26 protein-coding genes and 3 pseudogenes are annotated in these 26,813 nt (G+C 66.7%); 6 read left to right on the top strand and 23 right to left on the bottom strand.

The genetic code is table 11. The features are described from left to right. Nucleotides 1–341: 341 nt before the first annotated feature. Nucleotides 342–518, top strand: coding sequence for a hypothetical protein (locus L1080_RS36805; protein ID WP_250773818.1), 177 nt, complete (start codon nucleotides 342–344; stop codon nucleotides 516–518). 395 nt (nucleotides 519–913) lie between these two features. Here L1080_RS36805 and L1080_RS36800 read toward each other — a convergent pair whose 3' ends face one another. Next, nucleotides 914–1,504, bottom strand: coding sequence for an HAD family acid phosphatase (locus L1080_RS36800; protein WP_244461468.1), 591 nt, complete (start codon nucleotides 1,502–1,504; stop codon nucleotides 914–916). Between the two features lie 709 nt (nucleotides 1,505–2,213). On the opposite strand from L1080_RS36800, the gene L1080_RS36795 reads away from it, so the two are divergent. Further along, nucleotides 2,214–2,657, top strand: a complete 444-nt coding sequence (locus tag L1080_RS36795; RefSeq protein ID WP_208963859.1) for a WhiB family transcriptional regulator — start codon at nucleotides 2,214–2,216, stop codon at nucleotides 2,655–2,657. A 363-nt stretch (nucleotides 2,658–3,020) separates the two neighbouring features. On the opposite strand, the gene L1080_RS36790 is transcribed toward L1080_RS36795, so the two are convergent. Further along, entirely contained in the window at nucleotides 3,021–3,191 is a 171-nt protein-coding gene (locus tag L1080_RS36790; RefSeq protein WP_208963860.1) for a hypothetical protein, read from the bottom strand. 509 nt (nucleotides 3,192–3,700) lie between these two features. Between L1080_RS36790 and L1080_RS36785 the strand changes: the two genes are divergently transcribed. Both L1080_RS36785 and L1080_RS36780 read left to right on the top strand, forming a co-directional pair. Continuing rightward, on the top strand, nucleotides 3,701–4,315 hold the full coding sequence (locus tag L1080_RS36785) for an Rv1733c family protein (RefSeq protein ID WP_250773916.1): 615 nt from the start codon (nucleotides 3,701–3,703) through the stop codon (nucleotides 4,313–4,315). A gap of 846 nt (nucleotides 4,316–5,161) precedes the next feature. Continuing rightward, nucleotides 5,162–5,442, top strand: a pseudogene (locus tag L1080_RS36780) (DUF4193 domain-containing protein). Between the two features lie 202 nt (nucleotides 5,443–5,644). On the opposite strand, the gene L1080_RS36775 reads toward L1080_RS36780, so the two are convergent. The 7 genes from L1080_RS36775 to L1080_RS36745 form a co-directional block, all read right to left on the bottom strand. Next, the gene (locus L1080_RS36775) at nucleotides 5,645–5,869 is read right to left on the bottom strand and encodes a hypothetical protein (protein WP_250773816.1); all 225 of its coding nucleotides are present in this window, start codon (nucleotides 5,867–5,869) and stop codon (nucleotides 5,645–5,647) included. A 649-nt stretch (nucleotides 5,870–6,518) separates the two neighbouring features. Then, nucleotides 6,519–6,770 (bottom strand): hypothetical protein, encoded by a 252-nt coding sequence (locus L1080_RS36770; RefSeq protein ID WP_250773814.1) that lies wholly within the window; start codon nucleotides 6,768–6,770, stop codon nucleotides 6,519–6,521. Beyond that, complete coding sequence (locus L1080_RS36765; RefSeq protein WP_250773812.1) at nucleotides 6,767–8,596, bottom strand: CoA-transferase; 1,830 nt, start codon at nucleotides 8,594–8,596, stop codon at nucleotides 6,767–6,769. Before L1080_RS36765 ends, L1080_RS36770 begins: the two co-directional genes overlap by 4 nt. Before the next feature lie 85 nt (nucleotides 8,597–8,681). Further along, on the bottom strand, nucleotides 8,682–9,683 hold the full coding sequence (locus L1080_RS36760) for a PDR/VanB family oxidoreductase (protein ID WP_250773810.1): 1,002 nt from the start codon (nucleotides 9,681–9,683) through the stop codon (nucleotides 8,682–8,684). A 131-nt stretch (nucleotides 9,684–9,814) separates the two neighbouring features. Further along, nucleotides 9,815–11,281, bottom strand: coding sequence for an aldehyde dehydrogenase family protein (locus L1080_RS36755; protein ID WP_250773808.1), 1,467 nt, complete (start codon nucleotides 11,279–11,281; stop codon nucleotides 9,815–9,817). Then, the gene (locus tag L1080_RS36750; protein WP_250773800.1) at nucleotides 11,278–12,366 is read right to left on the bottom strand and encodes a zinc-binding dehydrogenase; all 1,089 of its coding nucleotides are present in this window, start codon (nucleotides 12,364–12,366) and stop codon (nucleotides 11,278–11,280) included. The genes L1080_RS36755 and L1080_RS36750 overlap by 4 nt, the downstream gene beginning before the upstream one ends. Nucleotides 12,367–12,424: 58 nt before the next feature. Continuing rightward, on the bottom strand, nucleotides 12,425–13,597 hold the full coding sequence (locus L1080_RS36745) for a cytochrome P450 (protein ID WP_250773798.1): 1,173 nt from the start codon (nucleotides 13,595–13,597) through the stop codon (nucleotides 12,425–12,427). 308 nt (nucleotides 13,598–13,905) lie between these two features. Between L1080_RS36745 and L1080_RS36740 the strand changes: the two are divergent. Next, nucleotides 13,906–14,657 (top strand): annotated as a pseudogene (locus tag L1080_RS36740) (serine/threonine-protein kinase); the annotation flags it as partial. 316 nt (nucleotides 14,658–14,973) lie between these two features. Here the strand turns inward: L1080_RS36740 and L1080_RS36735 are convergent. The 13 genes and pseudogenes from L1080_RS36735 to L1080_RS36675 form a co-directional block, all read right to left on the bottom strand. Beyond that, nucleotides 14,974–15,744, bottom strand: a complete 771-nt coding sequence (locus L1080_RS36735) for an IclR family transcriptional regulator (RefSeq protein ID WP_250773796.1) — start codon at nucleotides 15,742–15,744, stop codon at nucleotides 14,974–14,976. Between the two features lie 51 nt (nucleotides 15,745–15,795). Continuing rightward, nucleotides 15,796–16,625 (bottom strand): annotated as a pseudogene (locus L1080_RS36730) (siderophore-interacting protein). A 131-nt stretch (nucleotides 16,626–16,756) separates the two neighbouring features. Beyond that, a complete protein-coding gene (locus L1080_RS36725; protein WP_147437036.1) occupies nucleotides 16,757–17,548 on the bottom strand; it encodes an enoyl-CoA hydratase/isomerase family protein in 792 nt (263 codons plus the stop codon). A gap of 28 nt (nucleotides 17,549–17,576) precedes the next feature. After that, on the bottom strand, nucleotides 17,577–17,705 hold the full coding sequence (locus L1080_RS36720; protein WP_280123338.1) for an acyl-CoA dehydrogenase family protein: 129 nt from the start codon (nucleotides 17,703–17,705) through the stop codon (nucleotides 17,577–17,579). A gap of 163 nt (nucleotides 17,706–17,868) precedes the next feature. Then, the gene (locus tag L1080_RS36715; RefSeq protein ID WP_250773794.1) at nucleotides 17,869–18,123 is read right to left on the bottom strand and encodes an acyl-CoA dehydrogenase family protein; all 255 of its coding nucleotides are present in this window, start codon (nucleotides 18,121–18,123) and stop codon (nucleotides 17,869–17,871) included. 32 nt (nucleotides 18,124–18,155) lie between these two features. After that, nucleotides 18,156–19,094 carry a DODA-type extradiol aromatic ring-opening family dioxygenase gene (locus L1080_RS36710; RefSeq protein ID WP_250773792.1) on the bottom strand — a complete coding sequence of 313 codons (939 nt, stop codon included), beginning with the start codon at nucleotides 19,092–19,094 and terminating at the stop codon, nucleotides 18,156–18,158. Between the two features lie 6 nt (nucleotides 19,095–19,100). Then, a complete protein-coding gene (locus tag L1080_RS36705) occupies nucleotides 19,101–20,006 on the bottom strand; it encodes a fumarylacetoacetate hydrolase family protein (protein WP_250773790.1) in 906 nt (301 codons plus the stop codon). Nucleotides 20,007–20,043: 37 nt separating this feature from the next. Then, nucleotides 20,044–20,745 (bottom strand): 4-carboxy-4-hydroxy-2-oxoadipate aldolase/oxaloacetate decarboxylase, encoded by a 702-nt coding sequence (locus tag L1080_RS36700; protein ID WP_208963874.1) that lies wholly within the window; start codon nucleotides 20,743–20,745, stop codon nucleotides 20,044–20,046. Beyond that, nucleotides 20,742–21,452, bottom strand: coding sequence for a PIG-L deacetylase family protein (locus tag L1080_RS36695; RefSeq protein WP_250773788.1), 711 nt, complete (start codon nucleotides 21,450–21,452; stop codon nucleotides 20,742–20,744). The genes L1080_RS36700 and L1080_RS36695 overlap by 4 nt, the downstream gene beginning before the upstream one ends. 44 nt (nucleotides 21,453–21,496) lie before the next feature. Further along, complete coding sequence (gene fdxA, locus L1080_RS36690; RefSeq protein ID WP_250773786.1) at nucleotides 21,497–21,847, bottom strand: ferredoxin; 351 nt, start codon at nucleotides 21,845–21,847, stop codon at nucleotides 21,497–21,499. Then, the gene (locus L1080_RS36685; protein ID WP_250773784.1) at nucleotides 21,844–23,505 is read right to left on the bottom strand and encodes an FAD-dependent oxidoreductase; all 1,662 of its coding nucleotides are present in this window, start codon (nucleotides 23,503–23,505) and stop codon (nucleotides 21,844–21,846) included. Before L1080_RS36685 ends, fdxA begins: the two co-directional genes overlap by 4 nt. Further along, entirely contained in the window at nucleotides 23,502–23,936 is a 435-nt protein-coding gene (locus L1080_RS36680; protein WP_250773782.1) for a nuclear transport factor 2 family protein, read from the bottom strand. The genes L1080_RS36685 and L1080_RS36680 overlap by 4 nt, the downstream gene beginning before the upstream one ends. Continuing rightward, a complete protein-coding gene (locus L1080_RS36675; protein WP_250773780.1) occupies nucleotides 23,929–25,167 on the bottom strand; it encodes a Rieske 2Fe-2S domain-containing protein in 1,239 nt (412 codons plus the stop codon). The genes L1080_RS36680 and L1080_RS36675 overlap by 8 nt, the downstream gene beginning before the upstream one ends. 228 nt (nucleotides 25,168–25,395) lie before the next feature. On the opposite strand from L1080_RS36675, the gene L1080_RS36670 reads away from it, so the two are divergent. Next, a complete protein-coding gene (locus tag L1080_RS36670) occupies nucleotides 25,396–26,148 on the top strand; it encodes an SDR family NAD(P)-dependent oxidoreductase (protein WP_250773778.1) in 753 nt (250 codons plus the stop codon). A 27-nt stretch (nucleotides 26,149–26,175) separates the two neighbouring features. Here L1080_RS36670 and L1080_RS36665 read toward each other — a convergent pair whose 3' ends face one another. After that, complete coding sequence (locus L1080_RS36665) at nucleotides 26,176–26,808, bottom strand: TetR/AcrR family transcriptional regulator (protein WP_250773776.1); 633 nt, start codon at nucleotides 26,806–26,808, stop codon at nucleotides 26,176–26,178. Nucleotides 26,809–26,813: the final 5 nt, after the last annotated feature.

Below are 26,813 nucleotides of genomic sequence, written 5' to 3'. Positions count from 1 at the left end.
GGCTGTCCCACCCGCCAACCCGGCCATCGCCGCCGCTTCCGGATTGTCCTCGACCCCACCGTCGCAAGTCCCTGCGACCACGAAGCGCGTCGCCCGTGGCCCGTCGCTCCGATCGTGTCCGTCCAGTCTCGCGCTGGCATCCGCTGCGCGCACGATCAAGGAAGCGGATTGGACTGCCTGCCAACAATGATCGAGAGCGCTCGGGACACCATTGAGGACCACCAACACCGATATCCGGTCCGCACGGCCCGATCTCCTCCTTCGTCACACTCGCCGAGGCCGCCCCGCCCCCGGGGACGGGGGGAAGAATACGGGCCGTGCTGCTGGCTTACTGTGTTCCGGTGGGAATCGAACGCCTGTCACTGGAGTTGCCGGCCGGCTCCGCCGCAGAGGACGCGCAGGCGCAGGCCGTCGCTCAGTTGCGGGCCCAAGGCGTCCACACCTGGTCCGATCTGTCCCTACAGACCATCCTGACCACCGATTCACCCGGCATCAGCAGATACACCTTCAGCTACTGAGTCGACGACGGCGACCGTCACTGACCACCCCGCAAACACTTACCCCACAATCACACACGGTGACCCAGTCGAGCAACGCCCACCGCAACCGCCGGGACTACACGGTCTGGATGTTGAGGCAGGTGGGCCGCCTCGGTCGCCTCCGCTATCGAGGAATTTCTCCTGGTATCACGACACCACGCACGGGTCCGGTCACGATCGGCATAACCCGCACCTCCCCTGTAAGCAACCTTCAACCCCAGATCCAGGCAGTACAGGGCGGACAACAGCTCAGCGCGGCCCCGGCGACCCGCCGGACCGCGAAAGCCGGCGATACGGGCGGACAGCGTCAGCACCGCCCTCGATCGTTCCGGCGACGGCCCATCCCAGTCCGGGGAACCGGCTCAGTCCGCTCCCTACGTCACCGCGCCGCGCCTGCGGTGCGGCGCATCGCGGTGTCCCTGACCGCGTGGCCGACGCATCGTGTGGCCGGTCGACCTCCCGCCGGTCCCGGCGGTCAGCATGGCCCGCAACTCCCGCACCCGCAGCCCGGACAACTCGCCGAACGAGTGCGCCCGCACCCCGCGGAACCGCAGCGCGTCCACGGTTTCCGGTTCGTCGTCGACGAACGCCGACAACCACCGCCCCACGGCCCGGCAATGGCCGGCCTTGACCTCGACCGCGGAACGGTAATCCTCACGAGACCGGCACAACAACGCCCGACCAGAGGGAAATCCGTTCCTGCTCAGCCATATCCGGGTCTGCGCCGCGGACGAAACCGGCCTGGTCGTGGAATACACCACCACGAACCCCAGCGCGGCCACCGCCTCCACCAGATCTCGGCCCGGCTCGATAACCGCGGCCTGCCCGACGTGCTCGAAGAACCGCTGCCACGCCTGCCGACGGTTCCCACCCGCATCACCGACGGTCAAATATTCAGCAAATTCTGACAGGTCCGCCAGCCCGCCGTCGAGGTCGAACATCACCACCCGCTCGTTCCCGGTCACCTCCCCGACCCTAATCACACGGCCGGCAGACATGCTGGTGCCACGCCCACACCGGCGAAGGCACTAGGGATAGCTTCGGACCGCGCCCACCGGAGAACCGTGCATGTACCCGCAGCTTCCTCGGGCCTTCGGCGAGCTTCTGACGGTAGGCGGACCGGCCACACAATCGGATACCAAGGTGTCGAATCAGCCGCGCAGCCCGTTCGCCGACGTCAGCCGGGCGCTGACGTCAGCTCGCGACGCCCGAGACTGCCGATGTGATGCCAGTTACTTCCGAGCGATTCTTCTCAACCGTCCACCAGAGGGCCGATAGCATCGCAATCACACCGGTTGACTCGCTCACGAGACGAGGAACGGTGTGTGGAAACCTCCGGACACCCGGACGTCTTCCAGACCACCGATGTCGAGACAAGGCATCAACGCAACACTCACCCCGCTTCGGCTGCGGATGAGGCGCCGCAGCGACTACAGCAGTCACTGCCTGACGGACTCCTCAGCGCCGAAGTGAACCGTGATGCGTTCGTGAAGTATTGCCGTACCACGGTTTTCGCGAACGCTGTTTCAAGGAGGCCACACCAACCACACACCCGCATCGATCGACTGTGCAGACCGTCAGCGTTCGGCGCGATCCCACCATTCGCACCAGTGCGTGCCCGCTCTTGCCGGCGAATCGTTTCACCGCTCGACTCCGAAAGCGACTTATCCCGTAGTGCCTGATCATTCGCACCACCGCATCAACCCGGACTGGCAGCACCACGCCTCCTGCCGCGGCGCCGACACCGAAATCTTCTTCTCCCCCGACGGCGAACGCCGCTCGATCCGGAGCCAACGTGAGCGCGCCGCCAAACAAATCTGCCAAGCCTGCCCCGTGCTCGCCGACTGCCGCGCCCACGCCCTCACCGCCGCCGAGACTTACGGCATCTGGGGCGGCATGTCCGAAAATGAGCGCGCCCACCACACACGGCGTACCCGCCGAACAGCTCGTCACCGCCCCAACACACCCGCAGCGACGAACACAGCAGATCCGAAGGAACGCCACCGTGACCACTCCTCCGCGGTCCATCGGTACGGCGCCTGCCCCGCTCCGCGACCGGAACTGGTGAACGTGCCTCCGTCAACGAGCGGACAGCGCTCCTCAGTTCCCATCCGATAATCGCGCTCCTCCGGCGAAGCAATCCTCCTGAGCGGATCGATCGAACCATCCCCGCACGATGACACCCTGTGCGCTCGTCCTGATCCTCGCCGCCACGGTGGCGATCGTGGGTTCCTCATCGGATCGGGGCGCGCTGGGTGCACTCCGATCTCCCAGCTCCCCGGCAGTGCCCTCTCACCTCCGAACACCCAGCAGTCGGCCCCCCGAGCCAGCGCCGGGCGTGCGAGAGCATCGTGAAATGGCCGGGTGATATCGACGCAGGCACGGCGAACGCTCCGGCAAAGGGACAGTACGTCAGCCGGACAGCCATCGCCGCCGGCGGCATCCATCTCTGCCTCGCCATCCACGAAATCGACACCGGGATCAACCGACCAAGGGACAGTAACTCCCGAACTCGAGAAGGGACCGCACATATCCCGCCTCGGCCACCGCCGTCACCTCGTCGAGGTAAGCCAGGACGGCCGGATCGGCGGTCTCGAGGTCCAGGCACATCTGCTGCGCGACCCACCGTCGAATCGCGTCGTGGGAAGTCATCCCACATCACCCGTCTACCGCGTACCACCGGGGACGGTCCCCACCCATCGGGCCTGCCGAGTGATGTCCGAACGCTGAGCCTTCCGCGGATGCAGTCCCCACCCGCGCCGAGACCAAAATCAGATTCCCCGGCGATCCCCAACCGTGGTCACCTCCCCTCCGAGAGCACCCACATCCGAGTTGCACTCCCCTGTCCAGCTTCGCTGCGGAACCACCTCGACGCCCAGGCCTTCAGCACGAAGGACACCTTCCTCGACAACAGACTCCGACACCGACCTCACCAGCGCCGAGAAGCTCGTCGCACTCCTCGAGAGGGTCGACGACCGGCGCGGAACCACGACGACCTCACGGAGGTGGGCGATGGGGAACTCGACCTATGGGTGTCGACGCAGCGACAGGCCTGCGATCCCCGCAGTTCTCAATCCCCCAGAACACGGTGTAGGCGACAGCACCCCACTTTCGTCGCACAATCAAAGCAAGAGAAACGACCCTTGCTGGGGGTGAACGAAATGCGCCCCGAGGAATCGGCGCCGGCGCCGGCCACACCGATCCGGTGGTGGCGGCTGGGTCCGTGGAGCCGGAACCACCTGATGCGCCGAAGTGACCGCCTCGAGGCCACCGTGGTGTTACTCGCCGCAATACTGATTCTGTTGGCGATCCCCGTCGCCGCCGCGTTCGGAACCGCGACACATACCCGGCTCGAACACCAGACCCAGGCACTGCGCGCCGGCGTGCATCAGGTGTCGGCCGTTCTACTCGAGGACACCCACCCCGCACCCGACACCCTGGAAGTCCCGGTTCGCTCCGCCGCCGGCACCCAGGACACCGCCCGAGCCCGCTGGTCCACCGCGGACGGGCAGCGCACCGCACCAGTGCCCACCGAGGGGCCCGCCAAGTCGGGTCAGACGATCACCATCAGTGTCGACGCCGACGGTAACCTCACCGGCCCCATCCCCAGCAGCCGCGACAACACCGTGCTCGCCGTGAGCGCCGCAGTCGGAGTATGGGCATCAGCCGCCGGCGCCGTCCTGCTTCCCACCGTCCTCGCACACACACTGCTGGCCCGTAACCGGTTGCGCCAGTGGGAACAAGAGTGGACACAATTCGACATGCCGCCGAGATAACCCAGCAACACCGAACCGACTACTCCCGTAATCGTGCCGGTCGGGTCACTGACCACCCCACCCCGGACTGGTCGCGCGCGTGTCAGGGCCCAGTCGCTACCGCTGCGCGCCGGAGGCGGTCTCGTCGCCCACGTCACCAACCCACGCATCTACTGCCCGACCGGCGGGCTCCGCTCGCCCGCCCATGCAACCGGTGACCCGAATCCCAAGCCAGAGTCGAGAACCGGGCATATGACACCGCCCCACGCCGGCGAACCGACAATCACAGGCGACGACCCATCGAACAGTGGCACCGACGCCGACGAACCGTTTCATCCAAGACGCAGCTGAGGGGTACAACCGATCAGATTGCTTCTCGTCCCCGAGTCGCGGTAACCCGCGATCATCAACCTGGAAAAGGATTGTGCGCCGTCAAAGGGGCGCTCCGCGACGGCACCCTCGACGCGGACAAAAAGATCGATAACCCCGCCGCCCAGCCGAAGTTCGGCCGATCCCTGACGGCACATCCTGTAACAACCAGCGTGGCAGGAACGACATTCGTGACGACTCCACCGACCGGACCCCCGACTTCGGTCGGTGGAGTCGTCGAAGGGACAACAACAGGCTCCTGCAACACCCGTCAGGATCCATCCTCCCTCCCGCGTCCCCACCATGTGGACGGGCAACCGACCAAATCGCCTTTCCGATAAGCTCCGCGATCTCGGTAGGTCGCACGGACACAACTAGCGAGCACAATCCCATTCATCCCATCGAATCGTGTTCCCACCGCCCCCGGGCGGGTGTCGCGGGAACCGAATCCTCTAACCTGACGGGTCCGTTACACCCAGAGCATGAGGTAGAACAACTATGGCCACCGACTACGACGCCCCCAGAGTCACCGAATCCGACGAGACGGACACCTCCCTCGAACAACTGACCGCCAGCCGGAAAGACACCCAGTCCCCCGTCGTGGACATCGACACCGCCGAGTCCTTCGAACTGCCCGGCGCCGACCTGTCCGGCGAAGAACTCACCGTCCGCGTCATCCCGAACAGGCCGACGAATTCACCTGTAGCAGTTGCTTCCCCGTCCACCACCGCACCCGACTCGCCGATGCTGCGCAGCTGATCTGCCGGGACTGCGCCTAAGGACATACCGATGACCCGGGGGGCCATGGGTCGATCAGGGAGGCCGCGCAACACCGGGCGCGCCTCCCGGAACTCCTCAGGCCGGACGCCTCCGCGGGCGGCGTGCTCGGCCGCCGATCACTCTTCCCGATGTCGGCCGGAATTGCGCACGGCCGATCGCGCTCCTGGTCCGGGGTGGAACGGTGGGAACTCGGATCGATGGTCAGGTCTTCGGTGTCGGCGAAGACCAGTCGCCCATCGTCGAGCACGATCGCCCACCGATGCACCGGTGCCCACTCGTGCCGCGACCGCCGCAGTCGGTCAGTGCCGCGTAGTCCTCGATGATCGCACCGGTAACGTCGGCCTCGGTGCTCCGGCGGACAGCACCCCGGACACCGACCGTCAACTCTGGCCCAATAACCTGCCGGTTGCCGCTATTTCGGGCCATAGTGATGCACCTCTTCGCTCGGCGAAACTCCGGGATCGAGCATAAGCACCGACAGGTCCAGTAGCGACCCGAACTGTACGAACACCTCCGCGATCGGAACGCCGCCGGAGCAGTCGGCCGGCACGGTGCCGTCGGCGGGGACCAGGTGCAGCAAATCCACACTCAGTGGCGCGACAGTCCCCGACTGTGCGATGTCGATGTCGAGTAATTGTGGTGGCGTCGACGTCGGTTCGGGTGAAGTTGTGATCGACGGTTCTCGACGGCGGGTATCGGAGAGCCCGCGGCGGTCCTGAATCTTCCATCCGTGCGAGCGGTAAAGTCGACTGCGAGTGCGTCGACCTGGATCGGGGCAGGGCGTGGTTTTCGGTGTCCGAGTGATCTTCCCCCAACCGGTGCTCCTCACCACCCTGCACTGGCACCACAGAACCCCGACGACCACTCCACCACGATCGCTGCGATTCCGCCGGTCACCGGAGAACACACGCTGGATTCGCGTCGCCCACAACGCCCGCACACCCCACCGATACCGCACCCTCTGGACACAGATCCCACCAGAGCTCACCCAGCCCTGACACCCAAATCAACGACAGCACATCACCGGCTGGGACCCTTCGAGTCCAGTAATCTTGTGTACCCGGGGAACTCGTCACTACCCCAACCGGAGGTGGCGTAGTGGATATTCAGCCAACCCCAGTGTTTCCGGATTCACGCGGGCACCCCCGTCCTTCATGACGCGATCGGCGAACCAGTCACCCTCGCGCGTGTGGAGGATATGGTCGAGCCGGCTCTGGTACCTGTCGACGGACATACCGAAAGTCACGAAGATCTCCCCCGGAGGCGCACCGCCGAATGGCGCCCAGTTCGCGGCGAACTGGATGAGTTGCCTGTCTTCAGCGTTCATTTCGCAGCTCCCGAGAGGTCCGGTGTGGGCCGTCGCCCGAGTAAATTGCCGTCCGGGTCGATCGCCCTGAGGTAGTCGAGTTCCTCGGGGGTCGGTGCAGCCAACGGACGAACGTCTTCGGCGAGCTGGACGTCCCACCCGGTTGCCTCCCGGATGCGCGCGAGCGCGTCGTCGGGTCCCGCCGCCATGTCGGTAAACCAGGCAGCGAGAACGTAAACATCGTCCTGTTTCCTGAGGTGACCGATGTCCGTCGCGATGACGGCGAGCTTCGCGCCGTGGTAGCTCACGAACTCCGCAGCGTCTACGAACTTTCGCCGGTCGGCGGCCACGACGGCGATCGTCGGGACGCGTGATGCGATATCGGTGCTGCCCCCGCCACCGACCAGAAAGTCGCCGGACGGGGTCCGGTTGCTGTTCGCGTTGCCTCTGCTGTCGAGGACGCCCGCCGAGAGCACGGCGATCGTCGTGTCGACCGTCGACGGCAGCAGCATGCCGAGCACCTCGAGAGTGCTGCTGAGGTGGCGGGCGGTGGGCAGGTTCCGGGTGTTGGAGAGCGTGGCGTCATGGGGTCTGGGCACGTAACCGAGAACCCCACTCTCGAAGACGAGGTCCACGACGCGCTCGCTGTCGAGCAGGGTGGCCCTTCCGAGAGCCGCGGCGAGGTGTGAGAGTCCCGCTCCGGCGACCACCGTCCGAACACCCGACGCCTGGGTCATCTGCCCCATCGCGCGGGCTCCCGAGACCGCCAGGCGCTCGCCCAGGGTCACCGACCCGGCCCGGGGTGACTCCGGTTCGGCGTCAAGTTCGTCGATCTTCCAGGACTCGTCCAGGTCCATCGCGAGGAGGTGCTCGATCCGCTCACGGCCCAGCCCGCTCAGGTACGCCCCGCGTGCGGGTTCGTCGATCCAGCGGCGACTGAACACCTCCGCGTCCTCCCTCGTCCGCAGACGCCCCAGTTCGGTGAGGAACTGATAGTCCTCCCCGTAGCCCGCGACCCCCTCCACCCGGACCGGGACCGGTGACGCCGCCGGGTGTGCGCCGAACGGTATGTGGGCGACACCGAGCACGCGGGCCGCGGGTACCCGCACGTGCCCGGCCCAGCGGCGCAGGTCCGGCGGGGACACGATGTGGTCGGCGGTGAGGATCACGCCCCTGCGAGAGGCGTAGACGGTGTGGACGTCCTCCGCGAACGGCGGGAACAGGATGCCGTTGCCCTCCCAGTCGGCGACCGGGCAGTGGATCAGCGACACGTCCGGGCGCAACGCCGGCATGACCGAGCATTCCGTGCCGTCGAACGGATCCACGATTCGGGTCGTACCGCCGTCCCACGCGCCGGCTGGCAGGTCCGTTCCGTCCATCGTCCCTGCCGGCACGAATGGCCACCCGAGCGCGCCGGCGAGGACCCGCTGGATCAGTGCCAGGATGGACCATTCCTCAACGGCAAGCGATCCGTCCTTCATCGCCTGGGCAAGAATAGGGTTGGGGCGCACCGCCGGATAGGTGGTCGCGGCGAACGAGGTGATGAGCTTGTCCACGCCGCCCGAGGCGACTAGCAGCCCGACCTCCGCGCGCAGCGACGCGGAGATGACCGTCAGCCCGCGGAGGCGGCCGGAGCGGGCTTGCCGGATCACCTCGAACAGTGCGGCATAGGCGCGCGTGGAGAGCCACGGGAAGTGGATCGAGGCACCCGAGACGACCTCGTCTGCGATCAACTGATCGAGCGGGCGTACCCGCGAGTGGGCAGGGGCGGTGGCGGTGGCGTCGTAGCGGAAGGCATCGGCCGCCCGCAGGGGGACTGCGACGTCGGGGAAGGTGATGGGTTCCACCCTGAGAGTCCAATCTGTTTGGTGATGCCGGCTGGTGCCTCGTCCTCGAAGTCCGTTGATCGCGAGAAGACTTCGGGCGCGGGTACTAGAGGTCGAGAACCAGTCGCGGAGACTTCGAACGCCCCACGCAGACGATCATCCGGTCACCGCACGCGCGCTCCTGGTCGGTGAGTAGCTGATCGTGATGCTCCGGCTCGCCTTCGAGGACGCGCACTTCACAGGCCCCGCAGTAACCCTCTTCGCAGTCCGAGAGGAAGTCCGGGATCGCATCGCGCACAACATCGATCAGCGTGCGATCAGTTGGCACGGTCAGCACCGTGCCGGTGCGGCGCAGCTCGACCTCGAAGCTGTTGCCGCCCGTTTCCGTCTGGCTTGCGTCGCCGCCGCGTGGGGTGCTCGATGACGCACCGAAACGCTCCACGTGCAGAGCATCCGGCGCGAACCGCGTGGCTGCATGCTCCTCGACCGCTCGAATCAGGCCCTCGGGCCCACAGCAGTAGATCGCGGAATCGCTTGGCGCACGGCCGAGCACGGTATCGAGGTCGAGCATCCCGTGCAGGTCCTGGGGGACGACCTCGATGTTCCCCGTGCCGAGTTTGTCCAGGTCGTCGAGGAAGGCCATCGACGTCTCGTTGCGTCCGCCGTAGATCAGGGTCCAGGGAACGCCGCGGCGACTGACCTCGCGCGCCATGGCGAGGATCGGAGTGATTCCGATTCCCCCGGCCAGGAACAGGTAGGAGGGGGCGTCGACGAGGCCGAAGTGGTTGCGCGGTCCCCGCACGGACAGCGACCGCCCCACCAATGCGGTGTCGTGGATCTCGCGCGATCCGCCGCGGCCGTGCTGGTCCCGCAGCACCGCGACGGTGTACGCCGCGCAGTCAGCGGGGTCCCCGCACAGCGAATATTGGCGCATCTTCCCCGAGGGGAGGATCAGGTCCAGATGCGCACCCGGGGTCCAGGCCGGGAGCTCCGCGCCACTCGGATCGACCAGCCGGATCGAGACGACATCCTCCGCCTCCCACGTCACCTGTTGCACAAGCAGCTCATACACGCGCTGCAGATCAGCGTCGAGGCCAGCGTTTGTCATGCGAATTCATCCCGTTCACAATTGTTCGTCGTTGCTCTTTTTAAATTGGCGTCGTGGTCTGGTGCGTCCACATCGTGGCACCACGATGTGGACGCCCTCGCCCGCGGCGCGGTCGGACCGGTCTGGCGTGACTACCCGAGGATCTGGCGATCGTTGATTTGGTGTGTCCAGGTGTACTCGAGCAGACCTTCGGTCCCCATCTCACGGCCGTAGCCGCTGTCCTTCACCCCGCCGAAGGGGGCACCGGGGTCGAATGCGGCCATGCCGTGTTTGTTGATGAACGTGACGCCCGCGTCGATGTGTCCGGCCATTGCCCAGGCTCGGCTCGGGTCGGTGGTCCAGATGCTGGAGGTCAACCCGTACGGTGTCCCGTTGACGAGAGAGATGGCCTCACTGTCAGAGTGGAAGCCTACGATCGGTAGGGCGGGTCCGAACTGCTCGTCGGCGACGATTCGCTCCTCGGCGCGCACCTGCGTGACCAAGGAGGGCAGGTGGAAGTACCCGCCGCTCCACGAACCCTGGTCCCTCGCGCGGCCGAATGACTGCACCTTCGCACCGGAGGCTTCGGCCTCCGCGAGCATCGCGGTGAACCGCTTGAACTGGCGCTCGTTGGCCAAGGGACCCATCGTCACCTCGGGATCGAGTCCGTCGCCGACGACCACGTCCTGCAGGGCATCACCGAGCTTGGCGGTGACCTCCTCGAGCAGGCTGTCGTGTACATACAGCCGCTTCACCGCGAAGCAGACCTGACCGGAGGTCACGGTGAACGCGGCCACCAATGTGCGGATCAGGTCGTCGTCGACCTTCACGTCGTCGAGCAGTACGGCGGGATCGTTGCCGCCCAGTTCGAACACGCCTCTGCGCAAACGTGATCCGAGGGCCTGGGCGACCGCTCGACCTGCCTCGAGTCCGCCGGTGAAGGCGATCATTGCGACGTCGGGATGCGCGCTCAGCGCGGCACCGACGCGCTCGCCGGTGCCGGTGACGACGTTGACGACGCCGGGGGGCAGCACTGCGCCGATCGCCTCGATGGCCTTGAGCACGCCCAGTGACGCGAACGGGGAGGGTACGGCGACGATCGTGTTGCCCGCGAGCAATGCCGGGCCGAGCTTGACGCCCAGCAGTGTGATCGGCCAGTTCCAGGGGACGATCGCCCCGACGACGCCGACCGGACGGCGGCGGACCTCGAGTCGGCCGGTGTCATCGCATCGGCGGTCGGTGAGGACACGGTCCAGCGCGTCGAGATCGTTGAGGTAGTGCGACCACGCCCAGGGTGGGGACTGGAAGTCCATCACCGACTCCGCGAGAATCTTGCCCATCTCCCGGGTCAGCGTCTCCGGAGCCGAGGGGTCGGTCGCCGCCAGCTGTGCGCCGGCCTCGGCTACCATCGCCGCCCGCTCGGCGAGGGGAAGGCGCGCCCACTCGAGTTGGGCCCGCTTCGCGGCGGTTACCGCGACATCGATGTCGATTGCGGTTCCGTCCGGTATCGACCCGACGATCTCACTTGTCCGTGCCGGATTGATGACCGGGATCCGCTCGCCGTCACTTCCCGCATGCCACCGGCCGTCGACATACATCTGCATATCCAGTGCGCTCACAGCAGCACCACTCCCTTGGTGATTTCGTTCGCGGCCAACTGGTCGAGGGCCTTGGGGACCTCGTCCAGTGCGAAGGTGGCGTCGATGACCGAATCCAGCGGCAGCCGGCCGTCCATGTAGAGGTCGACGAAGGCGGGTATGTCCCGCTGCGGGAGGATCGACCCGGCGTAGGTACCGGTCAGCCGCTTTTGCATCAGGAACCCGAACAGGTCGAAGGTGGCGGTCACCGATGCGTCCATCACGCCGATCGCAACCGCCAGTCCACCGGGACGGACGGACTGCAGCGCGGTCTCCAGGGTGCCCTGTGCCCCCACCGCGTCGAACCCGTAGTCGGCGCCCCTGCCGCCGGTGAGGTCACGGATCGCGTCCACCGCGTCCGATCCGGATGCCGTAATCGTGTGCGATGCCAGGCCCAGATCCACGGCACGGTCGAGCTTGCGGGCGGCGATGTCGACCGCAATCACCGACGTGGCCCCCATCGCCCGAGCACCCATCATTGCCGCGAGTCCGACACCACCGGCGCCGATCACGACAACACTGCTTCCCGGTCTGACCTCCGCGCGGACGATGGCTGCCCCCAAACCTGTCGACCAGGCACACCCGAGCCCAGCAAGCTTGTCGAGCGGCGCGTCTTGTCGAACCTTTACCGTCGCCGATGCCGGCACGACCGCGTATTCGGCGAAGGAACCCTGACAAAAGAGGGTGTGCACGTCGTCATCACCGGACCGGAGTCTGGTGGTGCCATCAAGCATTGCTCCTGAAAAGCCGACCGCGCGTTCGCAGAGTGCGTACTCTCCGCGCAGGCACTGGAAGCACGCGTGGCAGGAGGTGATGATCGAGCAGATCACGTGATCGCCGACGGTGAGGCCGTCTACCCCCGGACCGAGCTCGTCGATAACACCTGCGCCTTCGTGTCCGAGGACGATCGGTCGCGGCGAGGGCAGGTGTCCGGCCAGCACCGAGACATCGGTGTGGCAGATCCCCGAACTCACCAGGCGGACCCTCACCTCGCCCGCCTGTGGGCTGGGCTCCGGCAGCTCCTCGATCTCGATCTGACCGACTCCGCGGCTGACTGCAGCTCTCATGTGTATCTCCTGCACGTGGTGTGATGTGTGGGAAGCGTCCGAATAACGCTGTGTTCGTTTACTGTTGAGGGGTGAAGACAATCGGAAGTGAGCCGATGACTCGCGTCTGCCCCTCCGATATCCGCACCGCGGCCGGGTCGACCACTCGGTAGTCCGGGATCCTGCGGAGGACCTCGTCGACCATGATGGAGAGCTCGAGCCGGGCCAGCGGCGCTCCCGGGCAGCGGTGCACACCCGCACCGAACGCGAGGTGCCGGTTCGGCTTTCGGTCCAGGACGATCATGGCTGGTTCCTCGAAGGCGGCGTCGTCATGGTTTGCCGAGAGCCAGGACATCCACACCCGCTCGCCCTCCGGGATCACTGTCCCTGCTACCTCGACCTCACAGGTGGTCGTGCGGGCGAAGCCCGGGACCGGTGTGACGTAGCGCAGGAACTCTTCGATCGCGGTGGGCAGCAACTCGGGCCGCGCCTGCAGCTGCGACCGCAGATCGGGGTGACGGTCGATCAGGGTGAAGATGTGGTTGGCCGCAGCGGCGGTTGTTTCGCCGCCCGCCCCGGTCAGGGACAGGTAGATGTCGAGCGCCTCCTCCTCGGTGACCGGACGGTCGTCGATGGTCGACGCGAGCAGGTGGCTGGCGAGGTCTTTGGTCGGGTTCTCCCGGCGGTCCGCAATCAGCCGAACGTAGTAGTCGCGGATTTCCATCTGCAACGCCATCCCTTCCTCCGGTGAGGTGACCGAGACCAATCCCAGCGACCAAGCACTGAAACGGGATACGTCCTCGTCGGGAATTCCGAGCAGCCAGGTGATCACCCGTGAGGTCAGCGGGAAGGCCAGGTCCCGCGCCAGATTCGCCTCGCCCGCCGCGGCGAACCGTTCGATCAGTTCCACGGCGTGCTTGCGGATCTCACCCTCGAGCTCGGCGATCCTGCGCGCGCTGAACACGACATTGAGCAGCGACCGATACTTCGAGTGCTCCGGCGGGTCCGACTCCATGGGAATGAACGGCCGCGGCGCACCGACCGATGGCAATGTGATGGTGGGGAGGGACGAGAACCGTGCCGTGTCCCGAGTCGCCGCCTCGACCTCCTCATAACGAGTCAGCGCCCAGAAGCCGCCGTGGTTTTCGCTGTGCTGGACGGGACACTTGGCCCGCATGTCGCTGTGAAACTCCTCAGGATCATCAAGAGTGGCGACGTAACGGTTGTCGTAGTTGCTGTTGCTGATGTCCATTGCTCCCCCAGAATTGGGATGGGCGGCCAGAAGCCGGTGATTGTGTCGTGTGCCACATTGGGCGTTACGTAGACAGTAAAGCCTTCCGATCGGAAGGTCAATGGTTGATTCCGTGAAATCCCACAGAGCTGAACGCATCATCGATCTGAAAGCAGAACCCCGCCGACCGGCCGCCACACCACTCGCGCGCCCGGCAACAGAACCGGATACCCGGTATCTCGGCTCTCCTGGCCGGCGACGATCCCGCGAGCCCCCTTTCGGCGCTCGTCTGATGACTCAATCACAATGTGCGCGATTGAGAGCCGTCGATGATCGAATCCGATCCGTCTGCGACACAACATGATCTGACGCCGAGCATCCGCGGCGGAGTTGGCCGCCGCCGGGTTCGAGAGGGCGGAGGAGATCGGCCGCGGCGGCTTCGACGTCGTCTACCGCTGCCGGCAGATCTCCCTCGATCGCACCGTCGCGATCAAGGACCTCGCCTCCGATCCGGACCCGGAGAACCTCGAACGGTTCCTTCGCGAACAGCGCGCGATGGGCCGCGGGTCCGGGCACCCGAACATCGTCCACATCCTCCAGGTCGGCGCCGCCCCGACCGGGCGGCCGTACATCGTGATGGAGTATCACGAACACGACTCCCTGGAGGTGCGAATCCGCCGGTCGGGCCCGTTCGCGTGGGGCGAAGCCCTCCGCCTCGGGGTGAAGGTGGCCGGCGCGCTCGAGACTGCGCACCGACTCGGCACCCTCCACCGCGACATGAAGCCGGCGAACATCCTGCTCACGGACTACGGCGACCCGCAACTGACGGACTTCGGCATCGCCCGCATCGCGGGCGGCTTCGAGGCCTCCACCGGCGGTCATCGGATCACCGGCGTACACCGCCCCGGAGGTCTTCAAGGGGCGATCCCCCACGCCGGCGTCGGACGTCTACCGCCTCGGCGCGACGCTCTTCTGCACGATCACCGGTCATGCGGCGTTCGAACCGACCGCGCGCGCTGCTCCAAGGACGGCTCCTGCTGGCTGCCTACCTGTCGTCAGCGGACCGCACCCCGGAGCCCGAGGCCGTCCTGGTGCCGGCTGCCGCGACCTGCGCTCGACCTGGGCTCATCCGACTCCTGGGTGGCGGGCCCCAGGTCGCCCCAAATCCTCGAGGCCGTTCAGGGCAAGCTGAACGGCGGTCGATGGCGTCCGGAGTGGCCGCCGATCCCGAGTACCTTCCTGGCGGACGCGCTCGGCGATTTCGCGTTGGCACCGTACGTGGGTGGATCCCTAGCGGCCAGAATCACGCGCTCGCGCCGGAAACGAGCGGCCGCGCGCCCGCCGTAGCGCCGTGGTCAGGCCGAGTGGCGGCGTCGTCAGGCCTAGTGGCGGCGTCGTCAGGCCGAGTGGCGGCTCGCGTCCGTCAGTGCGCGCGCGATGACGAGCGCGGTGAACCGCACATGGTCGGCGAGCCTGGGGTCGGCGCAGATCTGGGAGACGGGCCCGCAGACCGAGATCGCGGAGGCGCCCGCCCCGGGAACTCGGACGGGTGCGGCGATGCAGCCGTACCCGATGACCATCTCCTGGCGGTCGTACGCGACTCCGGACCTTCGAATCTCGGCGATCTCTCGGTGCAATCGCCCGCGCGAGGGGATCGAGTTCTCGGTACTGCCCGTCAGCATCGGACCGCCGACACGGTCCAGTTGGGACGGGTGCGCATTGCTCAGGAGTGCCTTGCCGAGTCCCGTGCAGTGCGCGGGCAACCGCCCGCCGACGCGGGTCGGTATCACGGCGGCCGCGCGCCCCCCGATCTTCTCCAGGCACACAATGTCCGGCCCGTCGAGCACGGCGAGGTGTACGACATGCCCGGTCATCCGGTGCAGTTCGTGCAGGCTCGGGAGGGCGACGCGGTGCAGGCCGGCTTGGTGCACGGCGAGCGAACCCAGCTCGACCAGGCGCACGCCGAGCTCGTATCTGTGCCCGTCGCGACGCACCCACCGCAGCTTGACCAGGCTGACGAGCATCCGATGTGCTGACGAGCGCGGAAGGCCGGTGTACTCGGCGACCTCGTTCAGCGTGAGCTGACCGCGGCCGTCGAAGGCGTCGAGGAGCGTCGAGATCCGGTTCAGCACCGTTGTCGGAGGCCTGTGTTCGGCGTGTGTTGTCATGTCATCTCCTTGTTGTGGCCACGCTCAGCACCCGCGCCCGGCCGTCCCGGCTCACCTCTCGGTCGTGACGTGTTCCCGCTTCTCGGCGCGGAAGCCCTCCTCGGTACGGCCGCGCCGCCAGTACCCCGAGATGGACAGCCACCTCGGGTCGACGGCGCGCTCCGTGCGCAGGTACGGCCTCAGGTTCGCCATCACGGTCCTGGCCTCGCCGTGCATGGAGGCCTGGACCTGCCCAGGCAGCCACCGCGCGCCGCGGACGGCGGCGATCAGCGGCGCGCGGTCACCCACCACGTGGTCGGGGGCACGATCGGGCGGGGTCCCCCGGTGGACCCAGTGCACGTCCACGCGGGCCGAGGTCTCGAAGTCCACCTCGTCGTGCGGCCCCGCGACCTCGACGAACACCTGCGCGGTCGCGTCGTCGGGGAGCGCCTCGACTGCGGCGGCAATCGCCGGTAGAGCGGACTCGTCGCCGACGAGCAGTGCCAGTCGGCCTCGGGATTCGGCGAGTATCCGCCGCCGGGGCCGATGAACCGCAGGGTCTCCCCGGCGGCGACGGTGTCCGCCCATGGTCCGGCTACGCCCTCCGCACCATGAACGACGAAGTCGATCGCGACCTCCCGCCTGTCGTCGTCCACCGACCGGATCGTGCAGGTACGCAGGACCGGGTGATCCTCGGGCGCACAGCAGGCCCGAATGGTGTCGAGATCGACCGTATCCGGATACGCGACACCGGGTTTGAAGAAGACCAGCTTCACGTAGGCGTCGGTGGAACCATGAGGGGTGAAGTCGTCGAAGCCGGATCCTCCCGCGAATATCCGGACCATGTGTGGGCCGATTCGCTCGGTTCGGGTCACCGTCATCGTGATGATTTTGCGCACCACACACTCCTCTCGTCAGCGGGGAGTTCGGTCCCGCCAGCGTCGGCGACGATGTCCTCGAGGGACGTGTCAACAGTCATGGCAGGTCAATCCGCGAGTGAGATCGACGGCTGTGACAGAGAACGGCGCACGTCTCAGCGCCACTTCGAGTAGTCGGCCGGACGCTTCTCCATGAACGCGTCGCGTCCCTCGTCGACCGATTCGGCCGGCACCCCCATGGCGATCATGTCGAGGCCGTTGACCATGGTGTCGTAGGAGTAGTTCCACCAGACGTTGCTGCCGGCCTTGGCGATCTGAAGCGCCTGGGGATGCAGCGCGAGCAGCCGCTCGGCCCATTCGCGTGTGGTCGACTTCAGGTCGGCATCGTCGACGACCGCGTTGACCCACCCCCACTCGAACGCCTGCTGCGCCGGGACCTTCTCGCTGAAGAAGACGATCTGCTTCGCCCTCTTCTCGCCGATCTGCAGCGGCAGAACGTTCGTCCCGCCGAGGACGGGGCACGCCCCGATCATCGTGCCGGCCTGACCCAGGCGCGCACTGCGCGCGGCGATCGCCAGGTCGGCGGCGATGACCAGCTCGTTGCCGCCGCCGACTGCGATCCCGTTGACCATCGCGATCACGGGCTTGCGGCAGGATCGAATCGACGTCATAGCTCGCAGGGCGTACACCCCCGTGTCAACCAGGCCCTTCTTCGTGAACTCCCGCACGTCCCCGCCGGCCGAGAAGGCGCGGCCGCTGCCGGTCAATACCACCACGCCGACCTCGGGGTTGACCGAGAGGCCGTCGAGCAGGTCGGCGAGACGGTGGAACTGGGCGGGGCCGAACGCGTTCAACGTCTCCGGCCGGTTGAACGTGATCCAGGCGATCCGGTCCTCGATCGAGAGGAGGATGTCCTCGTCCGATCCATGATATCCGTTCAGTGACATGGTGATTCCCTTCTAGTTCGGTGTGTGGCTAGTCCCACCACAGGGTTCGGTCGAAGACCGCCTGGGCGAGGAAATTCTTTTGGATCTGGCTTGCTCCCTCGACGATGATCAGCTGCTTGGCATCGCGGTAATACATCTCCACCGGGTGGTCCTTGATGTATCCGGCGGGCGCCGAGCAGTTGGACCGCGATGCCGGAGACTTTGACGGCGGTCTCGGCCGCCATCAGCTTCGCCATCGACAGCAGGGGCACCGCGGCCTTGCTGCTCCTCGGACCCGCCGATGAGAATGGGCAGGGCAGGCAGTCGGGTGAGCAGCAGCATCAGGGCAACGGTGTTGGAGTACTTCGCGACTCCTCGATGGCAATCGTCAGGCCCCCGGTTCCGGCGCCGGACCCGCCGAATTCTTCCGGTGTCGCCAGTCCGAGCAGGTCCGCCCCGAGCAGGGCCTTGAAGACGTCATCCGGGTACTTGTTTTGGCGGTCTATTTCGATCGTGCGCGGCTTCACCACCGTCTGCGTGAATCGTCTGACGGTCCGCGCTAGCTCGACGTCCTCGTCGGGAGATGCGGCATACATGATTTCTCCGGGTGCCCTGAAGGGGATGTGGATCAGGCTGGGAGGCCCCATCGAGCGAAGCACATGCCGACGCCGTAGCCGGATTCGGTGCGATAGGCCGGTACGTAGTCGATGATCTCCGCGGGGGTGTCGGCGCAGGCGTCGGCGATGATCCAGTCGGTGATCTCCGCCGTTCCGTTGAGGCGCAGCGGCAGGCCGTGTTTCTCGTGGGCCAGGCGGAGTTCGTCGTCCTCGATCTTGCGCCAGGTCTCGAGGTCACTCGATTGCATGGCAGCCAGCACTCGCGAGTCCAATTCCTCGTCCAGCACCAGGTGGCTCAGGCCACCCGAGGCCAGTACCGCGACCCTCGCCGGCGACGGGTCGGCGTTGATCGCCGCGCGCAGCGCCTGGCCGAATGCCACACACCGGCGCACGCTCGGCACATTGGGCGGGTTCCACACGTTGGTCACGATGGGCAACAGCGCGAGCCCGGATTCGGCGAGGTCGAGGAACCGCATCGGCCAAGTGACCGCGTGTCCGATACCGTAGTCGTCCGAGGTCTCCGATGTGTGTGCCACATCGAACCCGTTGTCACACAGGTTCTTCAGAATACCCAGGCCGAGGTCGCGGGCGATCGGCATGGACACCCGGAACTGGTCGGGGCCCTCGTCTCGCCGGTTGGCGGCGCTGGCGTCGAGATGGTCGGCGAGGAACATCTCGAACACCGGCGCGGATCGCGGACCGAAGTTCTCGCCCTGATCACTACCCACGATGAGCAGCACATCGGGCTCCGCCGCCAGGATCGAGGCGCGTAGTTGCTGTGTCGCGCTGTCGAAGCGCGCCTGGTGCTCGTCCCAATGGTCGCGCACGTTGCCGACCAGATGATCCAGAGACGGACGCGGGATGTTCGGCTCGAGCGCGGGCCAGTCGGAGACCGGTGCGATCAGCGCGGGGCTGTGGGAAGTACCGTAAACTCCTACAAGGTTTGCCATGTGTCCTCATGCTCCAGTGTCGATGATGCGGTTGTTCTGGCGGCCGAGCCCCGTGATCTCGCTTTCCAGAAGGGATCCGGGGCGTAGCCACTGCTGGGGTGTGCTGGCCAGGCCGACCCCGGCCGGGGTGCCGGTGCTGATGACGTCCCCGGGTTCGAGTGTCAACGTCCTGCTCAGGTCCGAGATGAGCGTGGCGACGTCGTGAATCATCAGGTTGGTCCGGGACCGCTGCTTCTCGACGCCGTCCACCCAGCACCTCAGCTCGAGATCCTGAGGATCGGGGATCTCGTCTCGGGTGACGATGAACGGTCCGAACGGTGACGACCCTTCGATGCTCTTGCCCTTCCACCACTGATTCCGCGACAGCTGCACATCCCGGGCGCTGACGTCGTTGAGCACCGCGTACCCGAAGACGTGATTCAACGCATCTGGCACTGCAATGTTGCGACCGGCTCGTCCGATGATCACCGCCAACTCGACCTCCCAGTCCAGCTGCGTGCTCACCCGCTCGTCCCAGGCGATGGCGTCGAAGGGGCCGCAGACGCTGCGCACGTCCTTGGTGAAATACACCGGCGCGTCGGGCACGTCGATCTCGCCGACGGCACGCTCGGACTCCTCGATGTGCTCGCGGTAGTTGACTCCGACGCAGATGACGTTTCGCGGAAGGCGGCCCATCGGGGCGACCAGTGTGAGCGCGCCGACATCGCCGGCGACATGGTCCGATCCGTCCCGGGCGCAGATCTGTCCGAGCATGTCGATCCCGTCGATGCCGAGTTCGACCCATCCGGCCATCGTGCGCGGCAGGTCATCGCTGCGCAGTTCCGCCAACCTGGTCACGTCGATGACCGAATCATCGACGCGAACCACACCGACGTGGGGCACACCTTCGGACAGGAAGGAACACAGACGCATGGGAAACCTCTCGATTGGACGAACGAACAGAAGCGATCTACTGCGGCCCGGGCACCCGGTGGACACCGAGTATGCGCAGCTGATCCCGTAACTCGGGCGAGAGACCCGGCCATCGGCCGGCGGCAATGTCCTCGAGCAGCAGCGCCTCTCGTTCGACCCTGGCGCGGCCACGCTCGAGGACCTCCTCGGCCGATTCGAGAGGAACGACCACGACACCGTCGTCGTCGGCGACGACCACATCGCCCGGCCGCACCGTGGTGCCGCCGGCCACGACGGGGGTGTTCACCCAGCCCGGGCCGCCCTTGGTGGTGCCGGTGGCAGAGATCGTTTTCGCCCACACCGGCAGCGGCAGCCGGCGCAGCTCGCGGACATCGCGAATCCCGGCGTCCACGACGAGCCCGGCCGCCCCGCGAGCAATCAGGATGCTCGCGATGATCTCGCCGACCATCCCGGCCGTCGACGGCGCCAGATTGGCGACGACCAGCACGTCCCCCTCCTGGCACAGGTCCAAAGCGGCCAACAGCATCAGGTTGTCACCGGGCTGGTTCAGGCACGTGACGGCGGGGCCGGCGACCCGGGACCCCTCCACCAGCGGCTTGATCGCCGGATCCATGAGCCCACTGCGCCCCTGCGACTCGTGGACGGTCGCGACCCCAAGATCGGCGAACTCCGCCGACAGCGGGCCCGCGCGCCGGTCCACGTGGTCGAGAATGGACGGGCTGATCAGATGGTTGGTCATCGGAACAGGTCCCCGGCCGCGGGCAGGAAGCTTTCGAATGCCTCCGCGTGGGTGACCTGCCTGCCCAGTAGCAGCCCGGCCATGATCGCCCGGTACCGGGCCCGCTGCTCGTAGACGTCGATCATGAACTCCTGCACCTGCGAGCAGCGCATCATCTCGAGCTTCTGCTCGGCGACGTCGCTGATGTCGATGTAGGTGTCCGGCTTGAAATCGCAGAACTCGGGGAATTCCGGTTCATAGCCGTGGATTTGGCCGACAACGAAACGGGGGAGCTCCGGCAGGCGTCCGTGTGCACGTGACCAGATCGCGGCAGCCTCGACCAGGTCGGCCGTCGCGACGTGATCGGGGTTGTTGGGGTCTCGTCGGCCGTGGGTGAGTACGACATCGGGTCGAAGTTCGCGGAGCAGCCGAACCATTTCGAGGCGGCGATCGTCGTCGATGACCATCGGGTAGTCGCCCCAGTCATAGGTGCGTAGTTCCACACCGGCCACGGCCGCGGCCTTCTCCGCCTCTCCCAGGCGGAGCGCTCGGACCTTCTCGGCCGTCTGGCCGGGCTCAGCCCACGCCGACGCGGACTCACCTCGCTCCCCCATCGACAGGCACACGACGGTCACGTCCGCCCCGGCCTGCACGTACTTGAGAATTGTTCCGCCCGTGCGCCATACCCAGTCCATGCCGTGCGCGCTGACGACTGTCACCTTGGTCATGTCGTGTCTCCTTGTTTCGTGTTCGCTCGAGGTCGGTGTTGCGGTCAGTGGTCGGAGCCGGCTCGCGGCATCGCGCGGACGTAGCTGCTGTCCGCTGCAACGGGTCCAAGACTCCGGGCCCCGCCGGGAGAGCCGATGGGTTCGTCGCGGCCTGGTAGCACGGTCTGGAAGAACTCGATTGCGTCGGCGACGAAAGGTTCGAAGTCCTCGTCGTCGTCCCGGTCGGAGGCGATCGCCTCCACCGGGCAGGCCGGCTCGCAGGCACCGCAGTCGATGCATTCGGCGGGGTTGATGTACAGCTTGCGTTCGCCCTCATATATGCAGTCGACCGGGCATTCCTGCAGGCAGGATCGGTCCATGACGTCCACGCACGGGGCCCCGATGACGAAGGTCACGATGTCACTCCCTGCTCGTGTGCATATGTTCCGATGGGGCGTTGCGTCGTGAGGTGCCTGCCGGCGCCGTATCCGAACGCCAGGGCCGGGCCGATGGTCGCGCCGGCCGCCCAGTAACCGTCGTTGGACGGCGATGCGGCGCAGTTTCCCACCGCGTACAGGCCGGGAACCGGGTCACTGTTTTCGTCGAGCACCTGGCCGGTGGTCGTGGTGCGCGGCCCGCCCTTGGTGTCAAGGGTCCCGAGCCCGATCAGCACCGCGTGGTACGGCCCCGCCTCGTGCAGGGGCGCCATCACCGGGTTGGGTCCACCCCCGGCACGCGGTTCACCGGTGAAGAACCTTTCGATCGGCTCTACACCACGACCGTGGTCTGCATCGACGCCCGCGGCCGCCAAGTCGTTGAACCGCGCGATGGTCGCTGCGAGGTTTGATCGGAAGTCACTTCTCAATCGCGCGCCACCGGTCACGGATCGTAGTGAGTGCAATCGGCTGTCGAGCCCCGCGCACAACTGTTCCCAGCTATCGCCCGAGACGAGGTGCGAGGTGGATTCCCCCGGCAGCGCGAGCGGGTAGGCGAACTGTTCGGTGGAGAACAGTTGCTCGGTTCGGCTGTCGAAGAGCAGCACCAACAGCTCCGGTGCACCTTCACCGAGGTGGATTTTGGCCCGATCACTGTAGAACAGCTTCTCGTTACCGACGCGGTGCCCCGCGAGATCCACGATCAGCGACGAATCGCCTGGGGCCACCCACATTCCGGCTCGCGTCTCGGTGGAGCCCTGGTGAGTGTGCTCGATCGCGACCTGGTCCCACCATGCACACTCCATGTTGTGCAGCGGGATCCCGAGGGAGTCGAGGGCGCCGAGCGCGTCACCGGTATTCGCCGGGGCTGCGCACCCGCCCCAGACCCGCGCGGGCAGGTGCTGTTCCCTGCGCCTCGGGTCGTGGGTGAAGCCCCCGACCGCGAGCACCACACCGAGTCGTGCCCGGACCTCGCGGTCACGGGCGTTCTCGAGATCGCGGACGACCGCACCGACCACCCGACCGCCGTCGACGAGCAGGTCGGTGAACGCCTGACGCGTCGCGACCCGGACGCCCAGCCGCCGCGCGGCCGCGGTCAACTGCGCGACAAGATCGGCACCACCGGTCGGCCGGCCCTCGTCGTCGGCGGGGCACAGGGCCCGGCCATACACCCCGCCCTGTTCCGGCAGGCCCATGTGGTAGTCCGGGAACCGCAGTGCCATCTCGATCGTGGAGCGCAACGCGCCGATGCCGCCGAGGAACTCGACCGCTTCGGATGCGAGCCCGTAGTAGCCGCTGATGAGGTCGTGTTCCCATTTAGTCAGCCCGAGCAGGGCATCGTCGGGGCGGTAGCGGTCGGGGGCACTGACTCGGGCCATGTATCGAATGGCACGGTCCTCGGGATCGTCGATGCCGCGTTCGTCCATCAGGTGGTTACCGGGAATCCAGTAGACGCCACCCGATTTCGCGGTCGTCCCACCCACGGTGCCGGCCTTCTCGAATAGCTGCACGGTGCATCCTGCCGCGGCGGCGGTTACCGCAGCTGCGAGACCCGCTGCGCCGGAGCCGAACACCACGACGTCGGCCACTGAGTCGGCTTCGCCCGCTCTCACGTCAATGCCACGAGTGTCAGATCTCATCGCGACTGCTCCTTACTCGCCCCGAGGCGCGTGTCCAACTGAACGACCCTGAGGCCGAAGCGCCATCCGTCGGGGGTGCGGACCAGGTTGTCCGTGTAGCGACCGGTCGCCATGAGTGTGGGCTGTTCCTGGGTCGGGTAGCGGCGGAACATCAGCAGGTTGCAGCGTTGCTCGGCGCGATCGCCGTCGACGGTCACCTCGGGATCGAGGGTCATGTGCAGGATGCCCCATCCACGGGACCGGCAGAACTGAGCGAGCTCGGTGTGCCCGGTGTAAGTGACGCCTTCGCCCGCGACTTCCAGGCGCCCCGATTGCAGGAAGGTTCCGGCCCACTCGGTCGCATCTGAGTTGTCGAAGCACCGGTTGTAGGTTGCGGTCAGCTCGCGGATCGCCTGCCAGTCCGCGAAGTCGACACCGGTGGCGCTAGACATAGCGCGCCTCACCGGTCGCCGCGGTGCGCCAGTCGTCACCGGTGTCGAGAGTCATCGCGACACCGGCGGTGCCCGGGCGGTCGAGCGGATCTGCCTGCCCGAACACCTCCGCGTTCTTCTCATGTGTGCGAACGGAGTTCAGCAGCATTCGGCGGGTCTTGACTACCGCGATGTCGCTGGTGCCCAGCTTCTCCCGGCTGCGGTCGACAATCGGGCCCTGGCTCTCCTGGATCGCGACGTCCTCGAGGACCAGGTTGGTGAAGCCGGAGAAGTGCCCCGCGGCCATGAGGGCCCGGTCTTGACCCCAGCTCTGCTTGCCGCGGACCAGCTCGGCGAAGTCGTCCGGCGCTCCCGTCAGGTCGCGGTACCAGAAGTGGGTATCGGTGTCCTCGGTGAGCGGATGGTCATCATTCCACCGGATGAACCATTGCCGCGAGTGTTCGTCGTCGATCGGTGTCCCGATGATCGCGATCCGGTCCTCGTCTCCGGTCGGGATGTACGCCGTCCACGGCATGACGAATTCGGTGACCCGCACGTGCATCCGGTCCGCGCCCGCGTGTCGGATGGCGGCGAAGCGGATGCCGTAGCCGGTGTCATCGGATTCGTAGCGCGGCGCCGAGTCTTCCGCCGTCTCGCCCAGGCTGCCGCTGCTCTGACCCAACCACGACTGGTGAAGGATCGACACGTGCGAGGAGTCCAGCGTGCCCTCCACCGCCTGCAGCCAGTTGCAATTCGTCTCCGCTGCCAGGGCGCGGACGTGATCCGCGGGGACATCGACGAACGGGAACCGGGGAAACGGCGGCGGATCGTCGTGCGCTCCGAGATACACCCAGACCACCCCGCCGGCCTCGCGTGCGGGGTACTTGCCGACCGCAATCTTGTCGGCCATGTCCGCCAGGCGCTCCGCGGGCTCGGACGGCACCTCCACGACCGTGCCCGTGACGTCGATCTTCCAGCCGTGATAGATGCACCGCAGGGCGCAGTCCTCGTTTCGGGCCAGTGCCAGCGAGGCCCCTCGGTGCGGACACGCCTCGTCCAGAAAGCCCACTTGTCCATTCGTGGCTCGGAAGGCCACGAAATTCTCACCGAACAGTCTCACCTGCACGGGCGCGCCGTCGGCGACCAACCGCTCCGAGCGGACCGCGGGCGTCCAGTACTCGCGGAGGTACGCGCCCATCGGCGCTGCACCCTCTACTCGGGTCAGGAGTTCGTTGTCTTCATGCGACAGCATGCGGATCCTCCACTCGTCCACGCCTCACAGTTGGGCGGGCTGAATCAGCCTCGGGGCCAAGCCCTTCGGGCGAAGAGCTGGCTGCATCCAGGGGGCTGAACTGTTATCCTGTCACTCGGAAGGGTAACGCGGTCTCGTGGAGGAAAGCAAGACCCGGATCACATCGACATTTATTCGTGGCCCGCACCACACCGTGAAGGCGGGTCCGATCACACACAGGAGGTAACAATGCAGATTTCCGGAGCAGTAGCCGTGGTCACCGGCGCCGGTGCGGGGTTGGGCCTAGCCACCGCGCACCTGCTGTCACAGCGCGGCGCCCGAGTCGCGGCTCTCGACCTGACGGCCCCGCGGGGCGAGGCCACCGACACCTGGCTTCCGCTCACCGCGGACGTCGGCTCGGCCGCCGAGGTCGACGCGGCCTTCGACGCGGCGGTATCGGCGTTCGGCCGGGTGGACATCGTCGTGCACTGCGCGGGAATCGCCGGCGGATTCCGCCTGATCGGCAAGGACGGACCGGTCGATCCCGCTCGGTTCGCAGCTGTGATCGAGGTGAACCTACTCGGCACGTTCCACGTCCTGCGCGCGGCGGCATGGCGAATGAGCATGAACGAACGTCCCGATGGCGGTGAGAGTGGCGTAATCGTCACCACCGCGAGCATCGCCGCATACGAGGGGCAACAGGGTCAACTGGCCTACGCCGCGTCCAAATCAGGTGTCATCGGCATGACACTGCCGGCGGCGAGGGAACTGGCACAGTACGGGATCCGGTGCGCCACAATCGCACCCGGAGCGTTCGAGACCACGCTGACCACGGACCTGCCCGCGGCGTTGCAGGATCAACTGACCTCGTCGGTCGCCTACCCGCCGCGCCTGGGCAAGCCGGCAGAATTCGCCGAGCTCGCGTGCGCGATCGTCGCCAACGAAATGCTCAACGGAGAGGTCATCCGCCTCGACGCCGGGGCCCGGCTGTCCAAGCGCTGACAGGCAGTGCGCGGGAAGGAGCGGGCGTCAGTTCGCCGCCCGCTCCTTCGCTCCGCCGGAAGCCCGCGGTCGAGTGCGTAGTCCGTCGAAGGCCATGTCGATAATCTTGTCGACCAGCGGCCGCAGCGGTCCGTGCTGGTCCTCGTGGTACCAGAATGCACACCAGCTCATGCTGCCCATGAGCCCGTTCACCGTGAGCTCCGGATCGACCTTACGGAAGATGCGCTTGCGTGAGCACTCCGCGACGACCTCAACGAAGGTCCGCTGATACTCACGCACCACCGCGGGCTGATGACGACCGTCCGGCGAGGATGGCGAGGTCCACAGCTGCATGAAGCCGACCAGCACGGGGGACGATATACGCAGGGTGCAGTGCTCGGCGTGGAAGTAGAGCAGCTCGCGAAGCCGCTGATCCGGCGCCAGGTCGCTGCGCTCGGCAATCTTGACGAGCTCGTGATCCGCGACCTCGGTGAAGCGCGCCTGGATCAGCTCGACCAGCTCTTCCTTGGAAGCGAAATAGGTGTTCAGGCTGCCTTTCTTGATGCCGACGGCGTCGGCGATGTCCTGCAGGCTGGTGCCGTCGATGCCTTTCTGGCGGATCAGCTCGATGGCGGCGTCCAGAACTTCGGCGTGCCGCTCGGCGGAGCGCTTGGGTGGCATCGTCT

Origin of the sequence: Rhodococcus sp. MSC1_016, assembly GCF_023667485.2 — a bacterium.
Classification (GTDB): domain Bacteria; phylum Actinomycetota; class Actinomycetes; order Mycobacteriales; family Mycobacteriaceae; genus Rhodococcus_F; species Rhodococcus_F oxybenzonivorans.
The sequence above is the reverse complement of the archived record's forward strand: the minus strand, read 5'-3'. Positions and strand labels throughout refer to the sequence as shown.